This window comes from Paraburkholderia sp. GAS33 (assembly GCF_050436645.1).
Taxonomy (GTDB): domain Bacteria; phylum Pseudomonadota; class Gammaproteobacteria; order Burkholderiales; family Burkholderiaceae; genus Paraburkholderia; species Paraburkholderia phenazinium_B.
Window position 1 is genome coordinate 274,897 of the sequence record NZ_JBNDMP010000002.1, and the last position, 17,064, is coordinate 291,960.

The window sequence follows — 17,064 nt, forward strand, 5'->3', positions numbered from 1 at the left end:
CAGTCACACCCGGCGTATGCTCTGCGTGCGCTTTTGAAATCCCGCTTTCGCAATCTTTTTCTCTCGCCGATATGATCAGTCACGCACGCTTCTCGACCGAACCCTGGGGCAATGTGCCCGGCGGCGACCCGGTCCAGCTCTTCACGCTGCGCAATGCGCATGGCATGAAGGTCAGTATCAGCGACCTGGGCGCGACCCTCGTGTCGTGGCATGCGCCGGACCGCGCCGGCCGGCTTGGCGATATCCTGCTCGGCCACGATACGCCCGCCGAGTACCTGGCCTCCACCACCTATATGGGCGGCCTGATCGGGCGCTGGGCCAACCGCATCGAGGCAGCACGCTTCGCGCTGGACGGCATCGAGTACACGCTCGACCGCAACGAGGGCAACAATCTGCTGCATGGCGGCAGTACCGGCTTCAATCGCCTGTGCTGGGAGGCGGCCGAGGACAACGGCTCGCTCGTCATGCGACTTGAATCGCCTGAGGGCGATGCGGGCTTTCCGGGCCACGTGAGCGTTCAGGTCCGCTACACGCTCGATGATGAGGGCACGTTGACGATCGCTTACGAGGCCATCACCGACGCACCCACGCCGCTCAACCTGACGAGCCACGGCTATTTCAATCTGACCGGCCAAGCCGCTGCCGACGTCCGCGGTCATGTGGTCTCGATCGACGCCGAAGCTTTTTTCGAGGTCGACGCGCAGATGATTCCCACGCGCCGCGCAGAGGTTGCCGGCAATGCGTTCGATTTCCGCCAGAGCGCGCCGATCGGTGCGCGCCTGGATTGGCCGAATACCCAGCTCGCACTCGCAGCTGGCTTTGACCATTGTTACGTACTGCCTGAAGTCAAAGACAGCACGCGGCCCGTTCGCGAGGTGGCACGTGTCTACGAGCCCGCGAGCGGACGCGAGCTCAGCGTCCTGACCGATCAATGGGGCCTGCAGTTTTACACCGGCAATCACCTCGAAGGCGAGCAAGGCCGCGGCGGCCACACCTATTCGAAGTACGCCGGACTTTGCCTCGAAGCGGGCGGCTTTCCCAATCAGATCAATATGGCCGACAACGCACAGGTGGTGCTACGGCCCGGCATGGAATACCGCCATGTCACGCAATATCGCGTCGGCGTGCGCACCGGCGTCTAAGCGGTTTCTCCTGATCGGCTAGCCGATTTCAAGCTTTAAATAGGCGTGATAGAGTCCTGCGGTGCCGTCGCTCAGGCGGCCATCGCAAAGCGATTGACTGCGCGCTTTCAGTTAAAGCAAAGGAGAACCAAAATTTACAAGAGCCTTAAAGCCGTTGTTGCTGCAACGGTTTCTCTCATCTCCCTGGGCGCCTTCGCGGGCAACGTCGGCGGTGCCAGCAACAACCTGCAGTCCGCTAACACGGTCAACGTGACCGGCGCGTCGAATTCGAACAATGGCGGCGAGAAGAAGGACCGCGAGACGCTGTCGATCGCCGTAGTCGATAACAACGGGCCGGTCGCCGATGCGAAATGCGTATTGACTAACAGCAAGGGCGACTGGTCAGTCACCGCTCCGGATAGCGTCGACGTGCGCCGCTCGGACTCGGATCTGCAGATCAAATGCGAGAAGTCCGGCTACGACCCCGTCACGACGACGATCAAGGCGGCGACCACGCAGATTCCGCGCCCGCAATTTCATTTCGCAGCAGGTAACAGCGACGATGGCGATAGCGACGACGCCATGATTACGGTGCCGCAGTATGCGCCGTCGATCACCGTGACGTTTGGCAGCAAGCAGGCTAACGCGAACTAAAAGCTTCGCCTGAAGGGTTGGCGCCGGGCCGCATGTCCGGCGTCAATGTGCACATCAGTGGTCGATCCGCAGATGTCGCACGCGTGGTGCCGGCAGCGCTGTCACAACACGGAAAGACAGTTCTGCGAATAATGTGGTTGCGGTTGCGCGCTTCGAGTCACGGCAAGCCGCGCTGGACTGCTGCATATGCAGTCCGACCAGAGATGCCGTCCGCGCGCTGTCCTCCCAACCCACAGGCCGAGCACCGACATGTCGAACAAGAACTCCCCCGCTGCCCATCTCGCTTCCGACACCGCTTCCAGCACATCCCGCCCCGCCGATGTCCTCGCGGCCGTCTCGCGCCGTGGCTTCCTCAAGCTCGCAGGCGCTTCCGGACTGGCGGGCGCCACCGGCAGCTTCGCCGCTACAGGCAAGGCTGCCACGACGAATCCGGACGGCACACCCGAGCAGATTCATCTGACCTGGGGCAGCGATCCAACGAGTGAGGTGGTGGTCTCGTGGGCCTCGCTTGCCACGGCGTCCAACCCCCGGGTGCAGTTCGGCGCCGCAGGCGAGGCACAGCAAACCGTGCACGGCGTGCAACGCATTTATACGGATGGCATAAACGGCGCTACGGTGTTCACATATCACGCCCGCCTGCGCGGCCTCAAGCCAGCGAACACTTATCAGTACACGGTCACGGCCGACAACGACAGCAACGCCGCACAACCGTTCACCGCGAGCTTCCAGACGGCGCCGCGCGGACGCACGCCGTTTCGCTGGACCACCTACGGGGATCTCGCCACACCCAACACCCAATGGGTACTCTCGTATCCGCAAAGCCGTTTTGCCGTGCAGGCCGTCGAACGCTTCCAGCCGCTGTTCCATCTGCTCAACGGCGATCTCTGCTACGCGAACCTGAACCCGACGCATCAACCCGACGTGTGGCGCGACTTCGGCAACAACTGCCAGAGCTCGGCGGCCAATCGTCCGTGGATGCCGTGTCCGGGCAATCACGAACTCGAATTCAATAACGGTCCGCAAGGTCTCGCCTCGTATCTGACGCGTTACACGTTGCCGGAGAACGGCACGCAGTTTGCCGGTCACTGGTACAGCTTTCGCGTGAGTTCGGTGCTGTTTATCTCGCTCGATGCTGACGACGTGGTCTATCAGGACGCGGCGGCCTTCGTGGCGGGTCCTGATCCGCTGGTGCCGGTGGCCAGCACAGGTCATGCGCCGATCGAAGCGGGCACGTCGCTCTACGTGCGTGGGTACAGCAAGGGTATCCAGACCCGTTGGCTCGAAGAGACGCTGCGTCATGCATCGGAAGATCACGAGATCGACTGGATCGTCGTGCAGATGCATCAGGACGCGCTGACTTCGTCGAAGACCGGCAATGGGTCCGACAAGGGCATTCGCGAGGCGTGGCTGCCGCTATTCGACCGTTACGGTGTCGACCTTGTGGTATGCGGGCATGACCACGACTACGAACGCAGCTATCCTGTGCGCGGCTGCAACCATAACGCCGGCGTGGATGCGACCACGGGCGCCGTGGTGGATACGCTGCAACCGCGTCCCGTGCCGCAGGCAGATCCGGCCAGCACTACTTTCGACACCAGCCATGGCACGATCCACCTGATCCTCGGCGGCGGCGGCACGAGCGCACCGCTCGATGTCTATGGCGAAGACAACACCAACGGTTTGCCACAAGCGAAGGTCTTCACCAAGCCAAACCGTCCCATCCCAGGCACGACTGCGAACACGTTCGTGCGCAACCCCGCCGATGCGCTGGAAGATGCGATCTGGTCAGCGCAACGCGATACGGGAACGGGTTATGGCATTGCCGTGTTCGATCACGATCCGGGCGAGCACGGCGGCACGACGACCATCACGATGAATTACTATCACGCGCCGGGTGCGGATCAGACGCCTACGGCCAACTACACGCTGTTCGAAACCATCACGCTGAGCAAGAAGCGGCGCGCTTAGGCCGTTTGCTGCTGGCCGCGCCGGTGTGCCGGCGCGGCGGTGTCGCTCAGAAGAAGTAGGCGATCAGCAGTCCTTCGATAAGGACACCCAGGATCGTACTGATCAGGATCGTCGAAGTGGCGTCGGCCGTATACGTATTGCTCTTGAGCGCGAACATGGCGGCCGCGGTAGCAGTCGGCACGGCGCCGGTGATCACGGCCTGGTGCGCGGGCGCCCCGACCACGCCGAACAGCACCGCGCCGAGCGCCATGATCAACGGCTGCAGGAAGTTCTTGATGCCGAGATTGGCGAGGACGTTGGCGTTAATCTTGAAGCGCTCGCCATACAGCATCAGTCCGAGCGCAAAGAGCGAGGTGCCGCCCGCGGCCTTGGCAATCAGATCGATCGACGTGAGCACGGGACCGGGCAACGTGACATGGGCGAAGCTGAGCACCATGCCGGAGATCGGCAGCCAGACGATCGGATTGATCACCGCACGCGCAATGCTCTGGCCAAAAATGCGCAGGATATCCGGCCGCTGCCCCTCCTTCTCGCCGGTGCCACCGAGGTTCGTAAGGACGATGGTCAGCGGCAGCATGAAGATACTGGTGATGAGATTGCCGACCAGCACCGCCAGAAATCCTTCGGGCCCGAACACCGCGGCCAGAATCGGCGCCCCGAAATACGCCATATCGGGGAAGGCGCACACCAGCGCCTGCATCGTTGCCGTACGCAGGTCGTGTTTGAACACGAAGCGCCCCACCGCAAGAGCGATCAGGTAGGTGCCCATCAAACCTAGCGTCAGACACAGCGCAAAACCCACGTTGTGCAGCTTTTCGGGCGATGTCTTCACGGCGCCTTCAAACAGCGCGAACGGTAGCGCGAAGCGGATCACGAGTGTCGCCAGCACGCCGGCATCGTCATGCTTCAGCAGACGGATCCGGGCCGAAAGCCAGCCGAGCATGATGACAAATGCAACCGGCAGCAAGCCATTGAGAATCGTGTCGACCACAGCGTGGCTCCTGTTGTTGTGTGGCCTGTTGTACGGCCTGGTTATTCGATCAGGGTTATGGTCCGTTGTGCGACTCGCGCGCCGCGTGCCTCGCGGTTACGCCAAAGCACACACGCAAACACTCACCGGCGGCCCCGTGGAGGGGCACGCTCTTCGGCACACCTTGCTGCACCGAGCGGCCAGGTGTCTACCTCGCGGAAGCTTCAGAGCCGCCTTGTGGACACCCACGCAGCCGGCTTACGGCGTACTGCCGTCGATACGGTTATAAGGCACGTAGTGAGGTGTCCATACCTTGTTACGGATCAGACCGTCTATCTGATCCGTTTCGACGCCCTGGGTCAGCCCTTCCTTGTGCGCCTGTAGCGCCACTGCAAGCGCAACCGTGATCGACACTTCACGCAAAGAGGTCACCGGCGGCAGCAGGTTTTTGTTGGGATCGTTACGGGCCGGCGAAGCCGCAGCGAGCGCTTTCGCCGCCGCCATGAACATCTGGTCGCTCACACGCGAAGCCTTGACCGCGATAGCGCCCAGACCGACGCCCGGGAAGATATAGGAGTTGTTGGTCTGATCCACCTTGAACTTGGCACCATTGCGCTCGATCGGCGGGAACGGACTGCCCGTGCCGATGACGGCCCGGCCATCGGTCCAGGTCTGCAGATCTTCCGGTGTCGCTTCCGCGCGCGAGGTGGGGTTCGAGAGCGGAAAGATCACGGGACGCTTGTTGATTTCGGCCATCGCCCGGACCACCGGTTCGGAGAACGCCCCAGCCTGCCCCGACACGCCGATCAGCACCGTCGGCTTCGCGTTGCGCACCACGTCGAGCAAGGCGACGCGGTCCGGATGATCGAGCTTCCAGTCGGCAATCGCCGCCTTGTCCTGCAGAAACGGTTGCTGGAACGACGCGATGCCGTCCATGCCTTCAACCAGCAGGCCATCGCGATCGACCATGAAAAAGCGTTTGCCGGCCTCGCTATCCGACAGGCCGGCATCGGTCATCGCCTTGCGGATCAGACTCGCAATGCCGCAACCGGCCGAGCCCGCGCCCATCACGGCAATGCGTTGCTCCGTCAACGGCACGCCGGTGACATTGACCGCCGCGAGCAGTGTGCCGGTCGCCACTGCCGCCGTGCCCTGCACGTCGTCATTGAACGTACACAGACGATCGCGGTAGCGTTCGAGCATGCGCGTCGCGTTGTTCTTCGCGAAGTCTTCCCATTGCAGCAGCACATGCGGCCAGCGCTTTGCGACGGCGCTCACGAAGGCCTCGATAAAATCATCGTACTCCTCACCGCGGACGCGCTCGTGACGCCAGCCGATGTACAGCGGATCATTCAGGCAGTCGGGATTGTCCGTGCCGACATCGAGCATGATGGGCAGCGTCGTCGCAGGATGAAGACCGCCGCAGCCGGTATAGAGCGCCAGTTTGCCGATCGGGATGCCCATGCCGCCCGCGCCCTGATCGCCGAGACCGAGAATGCGCTCGCCATCCGTTACGACGATGGCCTCGACCTTGTCGAAGCGCGGGTGGGCAAGGATCTCCTCGATGCGGTTCTTGTGCGGCATGCTCAAAAACAGGCCACGAGGCTTGCGGAACAGACGGCTGAATTGCTGGCAACCGGCGCCGACCGTCGGCGTGTAAACGACGGGCAACATCTCTTCGAGGTTCTGCACCAGCAACGCGAAAAACAGCGTTTCGTTGGTATCCTGCAGATCGCGCAGGAACGCGTAGCGCTCAAGGTCCGTCCCAAATGCACGCAACACCTGCAGACGTCGCGACACCTGCTCTTCGAGGGTGCCGATAGTGGGCGGCAAGAGTCCGTGCAGATCGAAGCTGTCCCGCTCCGCCTCGCTGAACGCGGTGCCCTTGTTCAACAGCGGGTCGGCGAGCAGTTCATAACCGGAACGCGAAGTGTCGAGGGACGCGGCGTCCGCCTCGGTCGTCGATACCTGGGGCATGGCAAATCTCCTGGGAAGCGATGGGATCAGCAACGACAGTCTGGCTGCGGTCCATCCGGGTTGCGCTGAGGTTGCACTGTCAGAGTGGGGCTTGTCACAAGGTCGACATGGAACGTACCCGCATCGCAAGCGGAATGACCGTAATCAGTCTAGGCGGTGAAAGCGCCGGTGTCTGTCAATTTCACGCGAAATTTGTGATTCCGCACGGTGGCCGCACCACGGTCCTCTCGCCGATCGGCAGCGTCACCCTCTCGATACCTTCGGACAGATTCGCGCAGCCGATGCCGCGTGGATCAAAGTGCCTCGGAACGCTCGACGGGCAGCGCGAAAGCGTAGCCGTTCTTGCCGTTGCGTTTGACCTGATACATCGTCTCGTCCGCAGCGGCGAGCAGATGACGGTAGTCTTCGACAGGTTGCGGAAAGCTTGCGATGCCGATGCTGGCGCTGACAAAGCCGATCCGCATCTGCTCGCCCGTATCGACCACACAGGCGATCAGGCGCTCCGCAATCGAGCCGAGTTCAGCGTCCATGGAAAAGCCGCGCACCAGCACGGCGAACTCGTCACCGCCGATTCTCGCCACCACATCGACCGGACGAACCGACTTGCGAAAGCGCCGTGCTACGGCGATCAGGAATTCATCGCCGGTGCGGTGACCGCGCGAATCGTTGACCTGTTTGAAGCCGTCCAGATCGATATACAGAACGGCGAGCGTGTGCCCAAGTGGATCACTCCTCGCTACCGGCGGGGTTCGCGCAAGCGTGTCAAACAGATGACGCCGGTTTGGCAGCCCGGTCAGCGGATCGTGCAATGCGGCGAACTCGAAACGGTGCGACTCGCGTGCCAGTTGCCGCGTGCGCTTCGCGTACATGCCGAGCGCCGTGACCAGCGCGCTGAAGATCAGCGCCGACAACACCATCAGTGTTCTCGCGACGTGCGAGATCCGCGTGTGCAGATCCGCGCTGACGATATCGCGTCGCGTGCGCCAGTAGGCCGACTGCGAGCGCAACAAGGCATCCGTATCGTCGAAGTTGGCGTCGGGCGAGAGTGCCCGCTGAGAGATGTGCGGCGCGCCCGCCGGATCCACGTTCACGATTGCAGCGACGGACGCGAGACGGGCTGCAAGACCGATACGCGCATTTCGATAGTCCTGCGGCTCTGCGTTGCTGTCTCCACTATCTCCGGTTAGCGGCTGGCGAGCAGTGGCGAGATCGCGCGCGCTTTCGGCGCGACCGAGAGCGTCGAGAACCAGCCCCGTATATTCCTGCTTCAACTGATCGGAGAAGATGGCCTTGATCTGCACCGCAAGCACGAGAAGCCCGGCCAGCAGGCACAGCAAGGCAATCCCCGCCAGCGCAGCCGGCCCCCAGCCGAAGCGAACCGTAAAGGCCGGTTTGCGTGCGGCAGGCGCTGCAAAGCGCGGCTCACGAGTGGGCGTAGAGGTCCTGGTCCTGCTGGCTTCCGTTGCCATGCTGCCGATAGTTTCCACGATGAAAATACGATTCCATGCGTGCTAGCAAGCCGGTATTCGGCTTGGCGCGCACCAGCGGACGATGCCGGATCTGCTTCACGCCACCGCTCGTCATCGCTGGCCGTGCGCTGCTTGCATGCGGCGCGAGGGCATCGGAGGAAGGTGTGTCGCTTGAATCGGGCTGGGCGGGTAAAGCCGAAGGGGGTGGCTCTGTTTCATCCGCGTCGGCTAGCGTGGTCTGAGAGTTCGCGGGCGGTGCAGCTGCGCCTACCCGACCTGACCACGTTGTTGGCGTCTGCACTGGTGCGGCTGTTGTGGTGGTCATGGCGGTCGTCGGGGTCGCCGAAAGCGTCGGGGTCGCCGAAAGCGGCGGGTCCGGCACGAAAGCAGCGGCGGCCGATAGCATCTGTTCCGGAGGTGCGGCTGTGAGCGCGGCTGGGACCGTGGCCGCGACACGCGTCGAGAGCGCCTGTTGCGCCGTAGCCATCGCTCGCGTATAGGCGCGCTGATCCTGATCGAACCAGACGCCATACGCGACCGTGGCCGCAACGCCCACCGTCAGCGCACTCGCCGACGCAGCCCAGAGCGCGAGGCGCCCAAACCGCGCAGGCGGCATGGCGTACATGGGATCGAGGTCAGGATCGAAGCGTTGACTGAAGTCTTGCCCAGAATCTCCAGGGGGACCGTCCGCGCGGCTATCCACGGGACGCTCCGCAGGGCTATCCGCCCCCGATTCTGGTGGTCCGGTATGCTTGGCCATGGCGATAAACTCCGAACCCGTCGTCGACATCGCGACAGATTGTGTTCTGACGAGCGCGCAACATTGCTACTGTAGTCCCTCGGCGCATGAAATTCATCCACTGATAGCGATAGCCGTGGGATGGCCGTAGACCAGCAGTTAGCGTGCCCGCGCGCCTTATTGCGCTTCGCGCTTCCGGCACAGCATGATGCGGCGGGAATTGAACCAGCGGGGCAAACCCGGCCAGGGTTGATTCACCGCTTGTTCTATATCGAAGCTTTCGGCAAGCGAGCGGCGAAACGCCTTGAATCTGAAACGCACTCCGCCCGTCTGGCGAGAGAGCTTCGCGACCCGGCCGGACTCTCTTACGCCCGGCTCGTCGGCCCGGCGCGCTTCTGCCATGCGTTTGCGCGAGACGGTTGCCCGCCCGTAACCAACGGGCACGCGCACGATGAAATATCCGTTCGGTTTCAGCACCCGATTTGCCTCGGCGAACAGACAACCGCACTCCAGTTGGCTGAGATGGTCACACGTATCCATAACGGTCAAGGTGTCGAGCGAGCCCGCTTCGAGCAAGCGGATGGAGCGGACATAGCGGCGGCCGCCGAATTCCGGCGAACCATATAGTTCGCGGCCGAAGGCGTGCAGATCAGGGCGCCGTTGCGGCGAGTCGTCTACATAACCGAGTTGCTGACCGCAGCCAACCATCAGTGCGTCGTGACAGTCGAGAAAGCTGGTGATCCTGAGCGCAAAATCGATTCCTTCAAATGCGTTTTGCTCTCCGGACAGCCAGTAATGGAATGTTTCACGATCGATGGGGGCCGGTTCGGCCAGATCGACGGAAACGGGTTCCGCTACATTGTCCTTGAGCACTGTTTGCGCTTCCGACATATTTCACACTCCGTTTGCCCGCACCCGACCATACTCGGTTGCTAACCCGGTCAATGCAACCGCGTACGCCAGGCAGTAAACGTCAAGACACTGGCGCATCTCGACGAAACGGTAATCTGTTCTCCTGGTCTCGCAGATGGGTAAAAAACGTCGCGCCAATTATGTGCACACAATGGATGTGCTTAATCATTTCTTAAGTATGTGTGCCCACTTTTGTGCACGATCGATCGCGGTGAAAGAGAGGCGGAAGGATCGTAAACAAGCTGGGGCCGCCGCCAGGCGACCTGGTATACATGCAAAATGCCGCGCGGTGCTCAAGGGCGTCGCGCGGCATTTGATCGAGGGATCAGCTGTCGATTATCTAGCCTGAAACTTAAGCAGTACTTTGCATATTCATCAATTGAGCCGCTTCAGCTGGCCATCGTCCGCATACCAGTCGACTGTCGTACCGCTTGTGTTGACCGTCACGGCCCGCGGTTCGCTGAACTGGTCGAACGATTCGATGCCGGTCTCGCGCCCTACCCCACTGTTCTTGAAGCCGCCCCACGGCGAAGCTGGGTCCAGACGATGGTGATCGTTGATCCAGACCATGCCGAAGATGAGCTTGCTCGCCACACGGTGAGCACGTGCCACATCCTGTGTCCAAACCGAAGCAGCGAGTCCGAATTGCGTGTCGTTGGCGATGCGCAGTGCGTCCGCCTCGTCCTTGAACGGCATGATCACCGTGACCGGCCCGAACACTTCGCCTTGACCGAGTTCGGACTTCGGGTCGACGTCATAGAACGCGGTGGGTTCGAGATAAAAGCCCTCGTCGCGCAGGTGCGCCGGAATGCCGCCGCCGCTCAGCACTTTCGCGCCTTCCGCGATTCCTCGCTCCAGCATCGCAAGGATGCGCGTGCGCGAACGCGCCGAGATCACCGGACCGAGTTGTGTGTTGATGTCGGCGGGGTCGCCGACGCGGATCGATGCGACCTTCGCCTTGAATTTCTCGAGGAACGCTGCATAGATCGTTTCCTGAACCAGAATGCGCGCGCCGCATACGCAGGTCTGTCCCGCACCGATAAACGCCGCGAACGCCGCGCCATTCACCGCGCGATCGAGGTCCATGTCGTCGAACAGCATGACCGCGCCCTTGCCGCCCAGTTCGAGCGTCGTCAAAGCGAAAGTCTGCGCAGCCGCTTCACCGATAGAACGCCCCACTTCCGTACCGCCGGTGAACACCACCTTGGCAATCAGCGGATGACGCGCCAGCGCCGCGCCCGCTTCCTTGCCCTCGCCGTTCACCACATTCACCACGCCGTCCGGAACGCCGGCCTGCTGCAACAGTTCGACGAGCCGCACGGTCGTGAGCGGGGTCTGTTCCGAGGCCTTGATGACCACGCTATTGCCGGTCGCAAGCGCTGGGGCGAGACTCTTCGACAGAATCATCAACGGATGGTTGAACGACGTCATCAACGCACACACGCCGAGCGGCACGCGCTGGGTATAGCAGAGATACGGGCCTTCGATAGGGATCACGTCGCTGCGACGCGTCAACGCAAGTGCCGCGAAATAGCGGTAGAACTGCGGCAAGCGCGAAATCTGCGCACGCGTTTCGACGAGCGGACGCCCGTTGTTGAGCGTTTCGAGCTTGTAGAAATTCCCCAGATCCGCTTCGAACAGATCTGCAAAGCGGTTGAGCACGCGGGCACGTTGCTGGATCGAAAGATCGCGCCATACGCCACTTTCGAAGGCCGTGTGTGCGCCTTGCACCGCGCGATCCACGTCTTCTGCCGATGCCGCTGCGAGCTGCCCGATCACCGCGCCGTTGGCCGGGTTGATGATATCCATGGTCTTGCCCGAAGCCGCATCGACGAACTTGCCGTCGATGAACAGCTGTGCGTTCAGGTATTGCTTGTTCACTGCATCCATTCCAGATTCTCCGTATTTACTTAAGCGGGGACACCCGCGCATCCGCACCGACCTCGTGGCGCGCAGTCGCGCCGCTCGGCTGAATATCTTCGAGGCGCTGGCCCGTCGACTCGACGCCAAGCGCTCCCACCACCACGATCTGAATCGCCAGCAAGCCGATCATCAAGGCCAATACGCCGATCACACCGTAGTGCGCGAACAGGGCGACCACGATGAATGGCGTGATGATCGTCGCCCCGCGGCCAAGGGTGTTGCAAATACCGGACGCGCGCAGCCGGACTTCGGTCGGAAAGAGCTCCGGAACGTAGATGGCAAACAGCAGCGCGACCAGCACATAGATGGGAATCACGAGCAGCAATCCGACGATAGGCAGTAGAACTTCATTGCTCACGAACGGATAGATCGAGCCGAACACGATGGCGAATAGCGATGCGCCGATAATGGTTTTCTTGCGACCGAGGCGGTCGGCGGTCAACGCCCCAAAACCCGAGCCGAGCGGCGCACCCAGTGACATCACGAGCGCGAACCCGAACGACTTTGCGATGCTGAAACCCTGATGCACGAAGAAGGTCGGCAGCCACGTCACGAAGCCGTACAGCAGCGTGTTGATGACGATCAGCGTCACACAGCCGACAATCATCCGCGGGAGCATGACGCCGCTGAACAGCGAGCCGAGTTCGCGCGACGGTGCGATGAGCGGCTTCTGCACCGGCACAGGTAGTGGCGCGTTGCCGTGCTCTGCCTTCACCTCAGCTTCGATTGTCGACAGAATCGCTTCGGCTTCCTTATCATGTCCAGCGGACTCGAGCCAACGCGGCGACTCCGGTAACGACTTGCGCGCATACCATACGCCGATCGCACCGATCCCGCCGAGCACGAACATGCCGCGCCAGCCGAGCACGGGAATCAGCAGGAGTCCGATCAACCCTGCGACTGGCAGTCCGGATACCACGAAGACGGCCATCAAGCCCTGCAGCTTGCCCCGCGAGGCGGGCGGAGCGAACTCCGTGAGCGTCGAATAGCCGACCACGTTTTCCGCGCCAAGACCGAGTCCCATCACGAACCGGCAGGCGATCAGCACGGTCATGTTCGGCGCGAGCGCGGCGCCAAGCGATGCCACGCCGAACACCATCAGGTTGGTCTGGTAGGTGAAGCGCCGGCCGTACCGATCGCCTAGAAAGCCCGTTGCCAATGAGCCGAGCATCATGCCAAGGAAGGTCAGCGACACGAACAGCGCGTTCTGTCCGAGCGTCGAAAAGCCGCTTTTCAGCGTGGCGCCCAGCACCGTCGACGCCACATAGATATCGAAGCCGTCGAAAAACATGCCGATGCCGATCAGCCACATGATGCGGCGATGAAAACCCGACATCGGCAAGCGGTCGAGCCGCGCCCCTGCGTTCACACTCATTTCCGTCTCCTGCAGACCTGCCTGGCCTGTCGAATGGGTTGGCGCAACGGCCTACTTGCCCTGCAGACGCAGCGCTGCGACCGTCAACGTTTCGGTGGCGCAGCGGAAGTTGTGTTCGATCGGACTTTCCTGTGCGGACTGGAAGAACGCCTTGCACTGGCGGGCGCCCGTATCGTCGAGTGCGAGGACACGCTCGGTGAGCGCTTCGGCTTCGGCCTGCAGCAATTCTCCGGAGACCACGCGGGTGACGAGGCCTGCGGCAAGCGCAGCTTCGGGTGTGATTTCATCGCCGAACAGGACCATCGGGAACACGTGCTTGGGTAGCGAGTAGCTGCCGAGATAAGCCATGATCGCGGCGGGCGGCAGACCTTTCCTCATCTCAGGAAACGCGAGACTCGCGCTGCTCGATACCAGCGTGAAATCGCACAGGATGGCGAGGCCCAGGCCAAAACCGAAGGCATTGCCCTGCACTTCGGCAATGGTGATCAGCGACGACGCCCGCAGCAGACGCTTCAACTCGATCAGTCGCGAGACTTCCTGATGAATCGACACCGCATCGCGTCCGGCCCGCTCGCGACCGGTGCAAAAGACCTCGCCACGCGCGCGAATGCGCAACACCCGGGCGGCCGGCATGACGGCTTCTGCCCGCAAGACGGCAATCATCGCGTCGAACATCGGCGCCGTGACTTCGTTGCCCGCTTCCGGATTGTTGAGCGTAAACGTAAGAACCGAATCCGTCCGATCGATCAGGACCGGCTGCGGCAGAGATGCGTTGTCCAAAATAGTCTCCTCGCGACTAGCTTGCTGTATAATCTGTATACAGCGTATTCAGCCTATATCGGGATGTCAATGACTTCGTCGACGAAAAGTAAATTGCGGGAATCAGCGGTAGCGACACCGGAGCAAGCGCTCGATGCGATCGGCCGTAAATATCACTCGCGCATGCGCACCGTGGATGCGCCAAGCGATTCATTGAGCGACGGCGTCGTCGTGCCGGCGTTGCGCGAGGCGATCGTTGAAGGCGTGCTCGCGCCTGGCAGCAGGCTTTCCGAGGTGCAGGTCGCGAAGCAGCTGAACGTGAGCCGTACGCCTATGCGCGAAGCGTTTGCGCAGCTCGAGCGTGAAGGGCTGGTTACGGTGGTGGCGCGGGTTGGTGCGTTTGTTCGGTCGGTGTCGCTGCGTGACGTGGCAGAGATTTACCGGGTGCGTATGGCGCTCGAATGCCTGGCGGTGCAGCTTGCCGCTGAGCGGATCACGGCGCTCGGCCGCGCGCAACTCGAGGATGTAACGGACGCCATGCAGGCAAGTCTCGCGGCAAACGATCCCGCAAGCTATGTCGATGGCCTCGACCGCTTCTACGCGATCGTCATGACGCTCGCCGACAACCGTACGCTGCAGGCGACCCACGCGAGCCTCATTGGCCCCGTGCGGCGCTTGCGGCGCATCGCGATGTCGCGTGGTGGCCGCATGCGCGTGTCGTGCGAGCTGGCAGTAAAGATCAAGAACGCGATCGTCTCGGGCGATCCGATCGTTCAGGACCTGATGCGCGAGCAGTTGCGTGGCGCCTGTGAAGCGGCGACCGATGTGCTGAAGGAAAGCGAAGTGTAGTTTGCTTTCCGTTAGGATTACCTGGTAATTCGCACAAGCGAATTGTGCCGGCCATCAAGCCTATCAACAACGTTGAGACTCAGCCGGACAAACCACACGACGAACTGGAAAGTTACTTCGGACGATGAGCGCAGAACCTATTCACAAGGCCCTGCGCTATCTGTTTGAACAGTTCCGAACGGAACGTTTTGGGCAATCTGGCGGAGCGGACGGGACTCGAACCCGCGACCCCCGGCGTGACAGGCCGGTATTCTAACCAACTGAACTACCGCTCCAGATTTTGTACGCCGTCTTTGGCGTCCCCTAGGGGATTCGAACCCCTGTACTCACCGTGAAAGGGTGATGTCCTAGGCCTCTAGACGAAGGGGACAACGTACGCTTACACCTTTAATGAAAAAGCCCGTTCAGTTCACATGAACGGGCTTTGTCTGGCGGAGTGGACGGGACTCGAACCCGCGACCCCCGGCGTGACAGGCCGGTATTCTAACCGACTGAACTACCACTCCAGTCTTTACACCCAAGCTTGCGAGCGTCGGTTATTTCTCTGCAAGCTGCACCACTTTATTTGTCTTCGAACCTGCTTCATTCGAACATTAAAGCGACGCTGATGTTTGGCGTCCCCTAGGGGATTCGAACCCCTGTACTCACCGTGAAAGGGTGATGTCCTAGGCCTCTAGACGAAGGGGACATAATCTTTTCAGATCTGTCTTTATCTTGCTGCTAATTGACGTTAAATTCAGTCCGTAAGCAGCGAAGACCAATATTCTAACTACATTGTTACTGCTTGTGAAGTCTTTTTTGCTACCGCATCCGGACACCGGAAAAGACTTCAATCTGCTCTGATGGTGGAGGTAAGCGGGATCGAAAAACTCCCTGCGGACCTTTGCCACCAAGGGCTCTCGTGAATCACAAACCCCATCGGGTACGACTTGGGGCACATCACCCACGATCCGATGCTTTTCAGCAACATCTCGCCTCGAAACGACCTCAGTGAACCTGTCTTGAGGCGCTCAGCAGCGGAGAACGAAATTATACGCAGGCACTGCACCGATGCGCAAGAATTTTCTGTCGCCCTCCCTACCCTCATCGCCAACGAAGTTCAAAGGGTGTAATTGAGACCCAGCAATGGGGCGTCCCGCCGAACGTCGCTCCGACGAGCACATGACCCGTTCGGGCTCGCGCGCGGCGCCCTACAGTGAAAATGACCGTTGCTGCAACTCGATCATCCCGGTTTCCAAATAGCTAACAACCTCAGCATCGCGCTGCAGGGCGTGCGCTGCTCAGACACAACATGCCAGTTCGGGGGGCATTCGATGGAAGCCAAGATCTCATTTCTTAGAGAAATGGCAGAGCTAAGGGTAGATTTATCGCTGCACCCGTCCTCGTGCGGCGCGAGAACAGCGCCGCCCTTGACGCGGCAGGCGCGGCCGTCACCGGCGCCCACACCAGTGCCTGCGCCAGATGGTCGAGCGGCTCGCGTCCTAGCGGCTCCCCAGATCGAAACGCATTCCACGGATCGGCAGCAGCGCGCATGGTGGACGTTCGGTGCGGTAAAGGCCTCGGCGCGGTATACCTTGCATCACCGACGCTGGCGAGACGGCGTGAGTCGTAATGCGGTCAACTCCTTGCCGTCCAGACACTGGCGTGCCACCGGGGCGTTACAGAAGGACGGCGTGTCGCTTGAAAATCCGCGGCTCACCAGTGGGCAAGACGATGCGGTCATAGACCTCGTTCATCAGATCGGCTGCCGACAGATAAAACGCCAGAACGGCGGTAACGAGCCCCATATATCCGCCAGCCACGTGCAGGGCGCTTGAGCCAGTCCACTCCCCCGCAGCTAGCAGAAAGAAAGTGATCCAGAGTGCCAGAAAAATAGCCTGAAGTGCGCGCGGCGAACGAAAGGTGGCCAACCACATATAGAAAGTGAACGCGCCCCATAGAAACAGATACCAACCAACGAACGCGGCGGACACCTTGTCATGCAGAAACAGAACGAATAGTGCAAACGACCACCAGAACGCGCCGTAGCTCAGAAACGCGGTAGCGCCGAATGTATTGCCGCGCGGCAGCTCCATAATCCCGGCGATTGCCTGCGCAGTGCCGCCATATGCAAGCGCGCAAGCCAGTACGATTCCCATCCCGTCGCCGGTAATCCAGCCCGCGTTAATCATACTCAGCAACCATGTCGTCAACGCGAAGCCCGCGAGACCCAGCGGGGCAGGATTCGATAACTTCGGTAAAACGGCGGCATTGCTCATTGTCTGCTCCTGAGGTTCCGTCAACACCGCGTTCACGGTTCACAGCCGGTTGACGAAAATGCTTCTACATATCCAGCACGCGATGCCGGT

General features: G+C 61.3%; 13 protein-coding genes and 4 tRNA genes. 4 read left to right on the forward strand and 13 right to left on the reverse strand.

Translation table 11 applies throughout. The features are described 5' to 3' along the window. Positions 1-71: 71 nt before the first annotated feature. From P3T24_RS07620 to P3T24_RS07630, 3 genes are all read left to right on the forward strand, one after another. Positions 72-1,142 (forward strand): aldose epimerase family protein, encoded by a 1,071-nt coding sequence (locus P3T24_RS07620; protein ID WP_074264240.1) that lies wholly within the window; start codon positions 72-74, stop codon positions 1,140-1,142. Between the two features lie 93 nt (positions 1,143-1,235). Then, positions 1,236-1,775, forward strand: a complete 540-nt coding sequence (locus P3T24_RS07625) for a hypothetical protein (RefSeq protein ID WP_429287131.1) — start codon at positions 1,236-1,238, stop codon at positions 1,773-1,775. A 249-nt stretch (positions 1,776-2,024) separates the two neighbouring features. Next, the gene (locus tag P3T24_RS07630; protein WP_429433507.1) at positions 2,025-3,743 is read left to right on the forward strand and encodes a fibronectin type III domain-containing protein; all 1,719 of its coding nucleotides are present in this window, start codon (positions 2,025-2,027) and stop codon (positions 3,741-3,743) included. Between the two features lie 46 nt (positions 3,744-3,789). Here the strand turns inward: P3T24_RS07630 and P3T24_RS07635 are convergent, their stop codons facing one another. From P3T24_RS07635 to P3T24_RS07670, 8 genes are all read right to left on the reverse strand, one after another. After that, positions 3,790-4,734 carry an AEC family transporter gene (locus P3T24_RS07635; protein WP_429433509.1) on the reverse strand — a complete coding sequence of 315 codons (945 nt, stop codon included), beginning with the start codon at positions 4,732-4,734 and terminating at the stop codon, positions 3,790-3,792. Positions 4,735-4,971: 237 nt separating this feature from the next. Continuing rightward, positions 4,972-6,690, reverse strand: a complete 1,719-nt coding sequence (locus P3T24_RS07640) for an NAD-dependent malic enzyme (protein WP_429404645.1) — start codon at positions 6,688-6,690, stop codon at positions 4,972-4,974. A gap of 293 nt (positions 6,691-6,983) precedes the next feature. After that, positions 6,984-8,159, reverse strand: coding sequence for a diguanylate cyclase domain-containing protein (locus P3T24_RS07645; protein WP_429433511.1), 1,176 nt, complete (start codon positions 8,157-8,159; stop codon positions 6,984-6,986). Further along, positions 8,113-8,919, reverse strand: a complete 807-nt coding sequence (locus tag P3T24_RS07650) for a hypothetical protein (protein ID WP_429433513.1) — start codon at positions 8,917-8,919, stop codon at positions 8,113-8,115. The genes P3T24_RS07645 and P3T24_RS07650 overlap by 47 nt, the downstream gene beginning before the upstream one ends. A gap of 156 nt (positions 8,920-9,075) precedes the next feature. Next, entirely contained in the window at positions 9,076-9,789 is a 714-nt protein-coding gene (locus P3T24_RS07655; RefSeq protein WP_429433515.1) for a hypothetical protein, read from the reverse strand. A 396-nt stretch (positions 9,790-10,185) separates the two neighbouring features. After that, entirely contained in the window at positions 10,186-11,700 is a 1,515-nt protein-coding gene (locus tag P3T24_RS07660; RefSeq protein ID WP_429433517.1) for an aldehyde dehydrogenase, read from the reverse strand. Between the two features lie 16 nt (positions 11,701-11,716). Continuing rightward, positions 11,717-13,108 carry an MFS transporter gene (locus P3T24_RS07665; RefSeq protein ID WP_429433519.1) on the reverse strand — a complete coding sequence of 464 codons (1,392 nt, stop codon included), beginning with the start codon at positions 13,106-13,108 and terminating at the stop codon, positions 11,717-11,719. A gap of 51 nt (positions 13,109-13,159) precedes the next feature. Beyond that, on the reverse strand, positions 13,160-13,888 hold the full coding sequence (locus P3T24_RS07670; protein ID WP_429433521.1) for an enoyl-CoA hydratase/isomerase family protein: 729 nt from the start codon (positions 13,886-13,888) through the stop codon (positions 13,160-13,162). 69 nt (positions 13,889-13,957) lie between these two features. On the opposite strand from P3T24_RS07670, the gene P3T24_RS07675 reads away from it, so the two are divergent. Further along, positions 13,958-14,716, forward strand: coding sequence for a GntR family transcriptional regulator (locus P3T24_RS07675; protein WP_083611391.1), 759 nt, complete (start codon positions 13,958-13,960; stop codon positions 14,714-14,716). Positions 14,717-14,914: 198 nt separating this feature from the next. Here the strand turns inward: P3T24_RS07675 and P3T24_RS07680 are convergent. From P3T24_RS07680 to P3T24_RS07700, 5 genes are all read right to left on the reverse strand, one after another. Further along, positions 14,915-14,991 (reverse strand) — tRNA-Asp (locus P3T24_RS07680). Between the two features lie 19 nt (positions 14,992-15,010). Continuing rightward, positions 15,011-15,086, reverse strand: a tRNA-Glu gene (locus P3T24_RS07685). Between the two features lie 59 nt (positions 15,087-15,145). Further along, a tRNA-Asp gene (locus P3T24_RS07690) sits at positions 15,146-15,222 on the reverse strand. A 106-nt stretch (positions 15,223-15,328) separates the two neighbouring features. Beyond that, positions 15,329-15,404 (reverse strand) — tRNA-Glu (locus P3T24_RS07695). 970 nt (positions 15,405-16,374) lie between these two features. Further along, positions 16,375-16,974 carry an acetate uptake transporter gene (locus P3T24_RS07700; RefSeq protein ID WP_278498986.1) on the reverse strand — a complete coding sequence of 200 codons (600 nt, stop codon included), beginning with the start codon at positions 16,972-16,974 and terminating at the stop codon, positions 16,375-16,377. Positions 16,975-17,064 lie beyond the last annotated feature (90 nt).

Excerpts from the sequence above, each read along its gene's own strand:
- P3T24_RS07620 (WP_074264240.1), top strand. The coding sequence starts at position 72 with ATGATCAGTCACGCACGCTTCTCGACCGAACCCTGGGGCAATGTGCCC.
- P3T24_RS07630 (WP_429433507.1), top strand. The coding sequence starts at position 2,025 with ATGTCGAACAAGAACTCCCCCGCTGCCCATCTCGCTTCCGACACCGCT.
- P3T24_RS07640 (WP_429404645.1), bottom strand. The coding sequence starts at position 6,690 with ATGCCCCAGGTATCGACGACCGAGGCGGACGCCGCGTCCCTCGACACT.
- P3T24_RS07645 (WP_429433511.1), bottom strand. The coding sequence starts at position 8,159 with ATGGCAACGGAAGCCAGCAGGACCAGGACCTCTACGCCCACTCGTGAG.
- P3T24_RS07650 (WP_429433513.1), bottom strand. The coding sequence starts at position 8,919 with ATGGCCAAGCATACCGGACCACCAGAATCGGGGGCGGATAGCCCTGCG.
- P3T24_RS07655 (WP_429433515.1), bottom strand. The coding sequence starts at position 9,789 with ATGTCGGAAGCGCAAACAGTGCTCAAGGACAATGTAGCGGAACCCGTT.
- P3T24_RS07660 (WP_429433517.1), bottom strand. The coding sequence starts at position 11,700 with ATGGATGCAGTGAACAAGCAATACCTGAACGCACAGCTGTTCATCGAC.
- P3T24_RS07665 (WP_429433519.1), bottom strand. The coding sequence starts at position 13,108 with ATGAGTGTGAACGCAGGGGCGCGGCTCGACCGCTTGCCGATGTCGGGT.
- P3T24_RS07675 (WP_083611391.1), top strand. The coding sequence starts at position 13,958 with ATGACTTCGTCGACGAAAAGTAAATTGCGGGAATCAGCGGTAGCGACA.
- P3T24_RS07700 (WP_278498986.1), bottom strand. The coding sequence starts at position 16,974 with ATGAGCAATGCCGCCGTTTTACCGAAGTTATCGAATCCTGCCCCGCTG.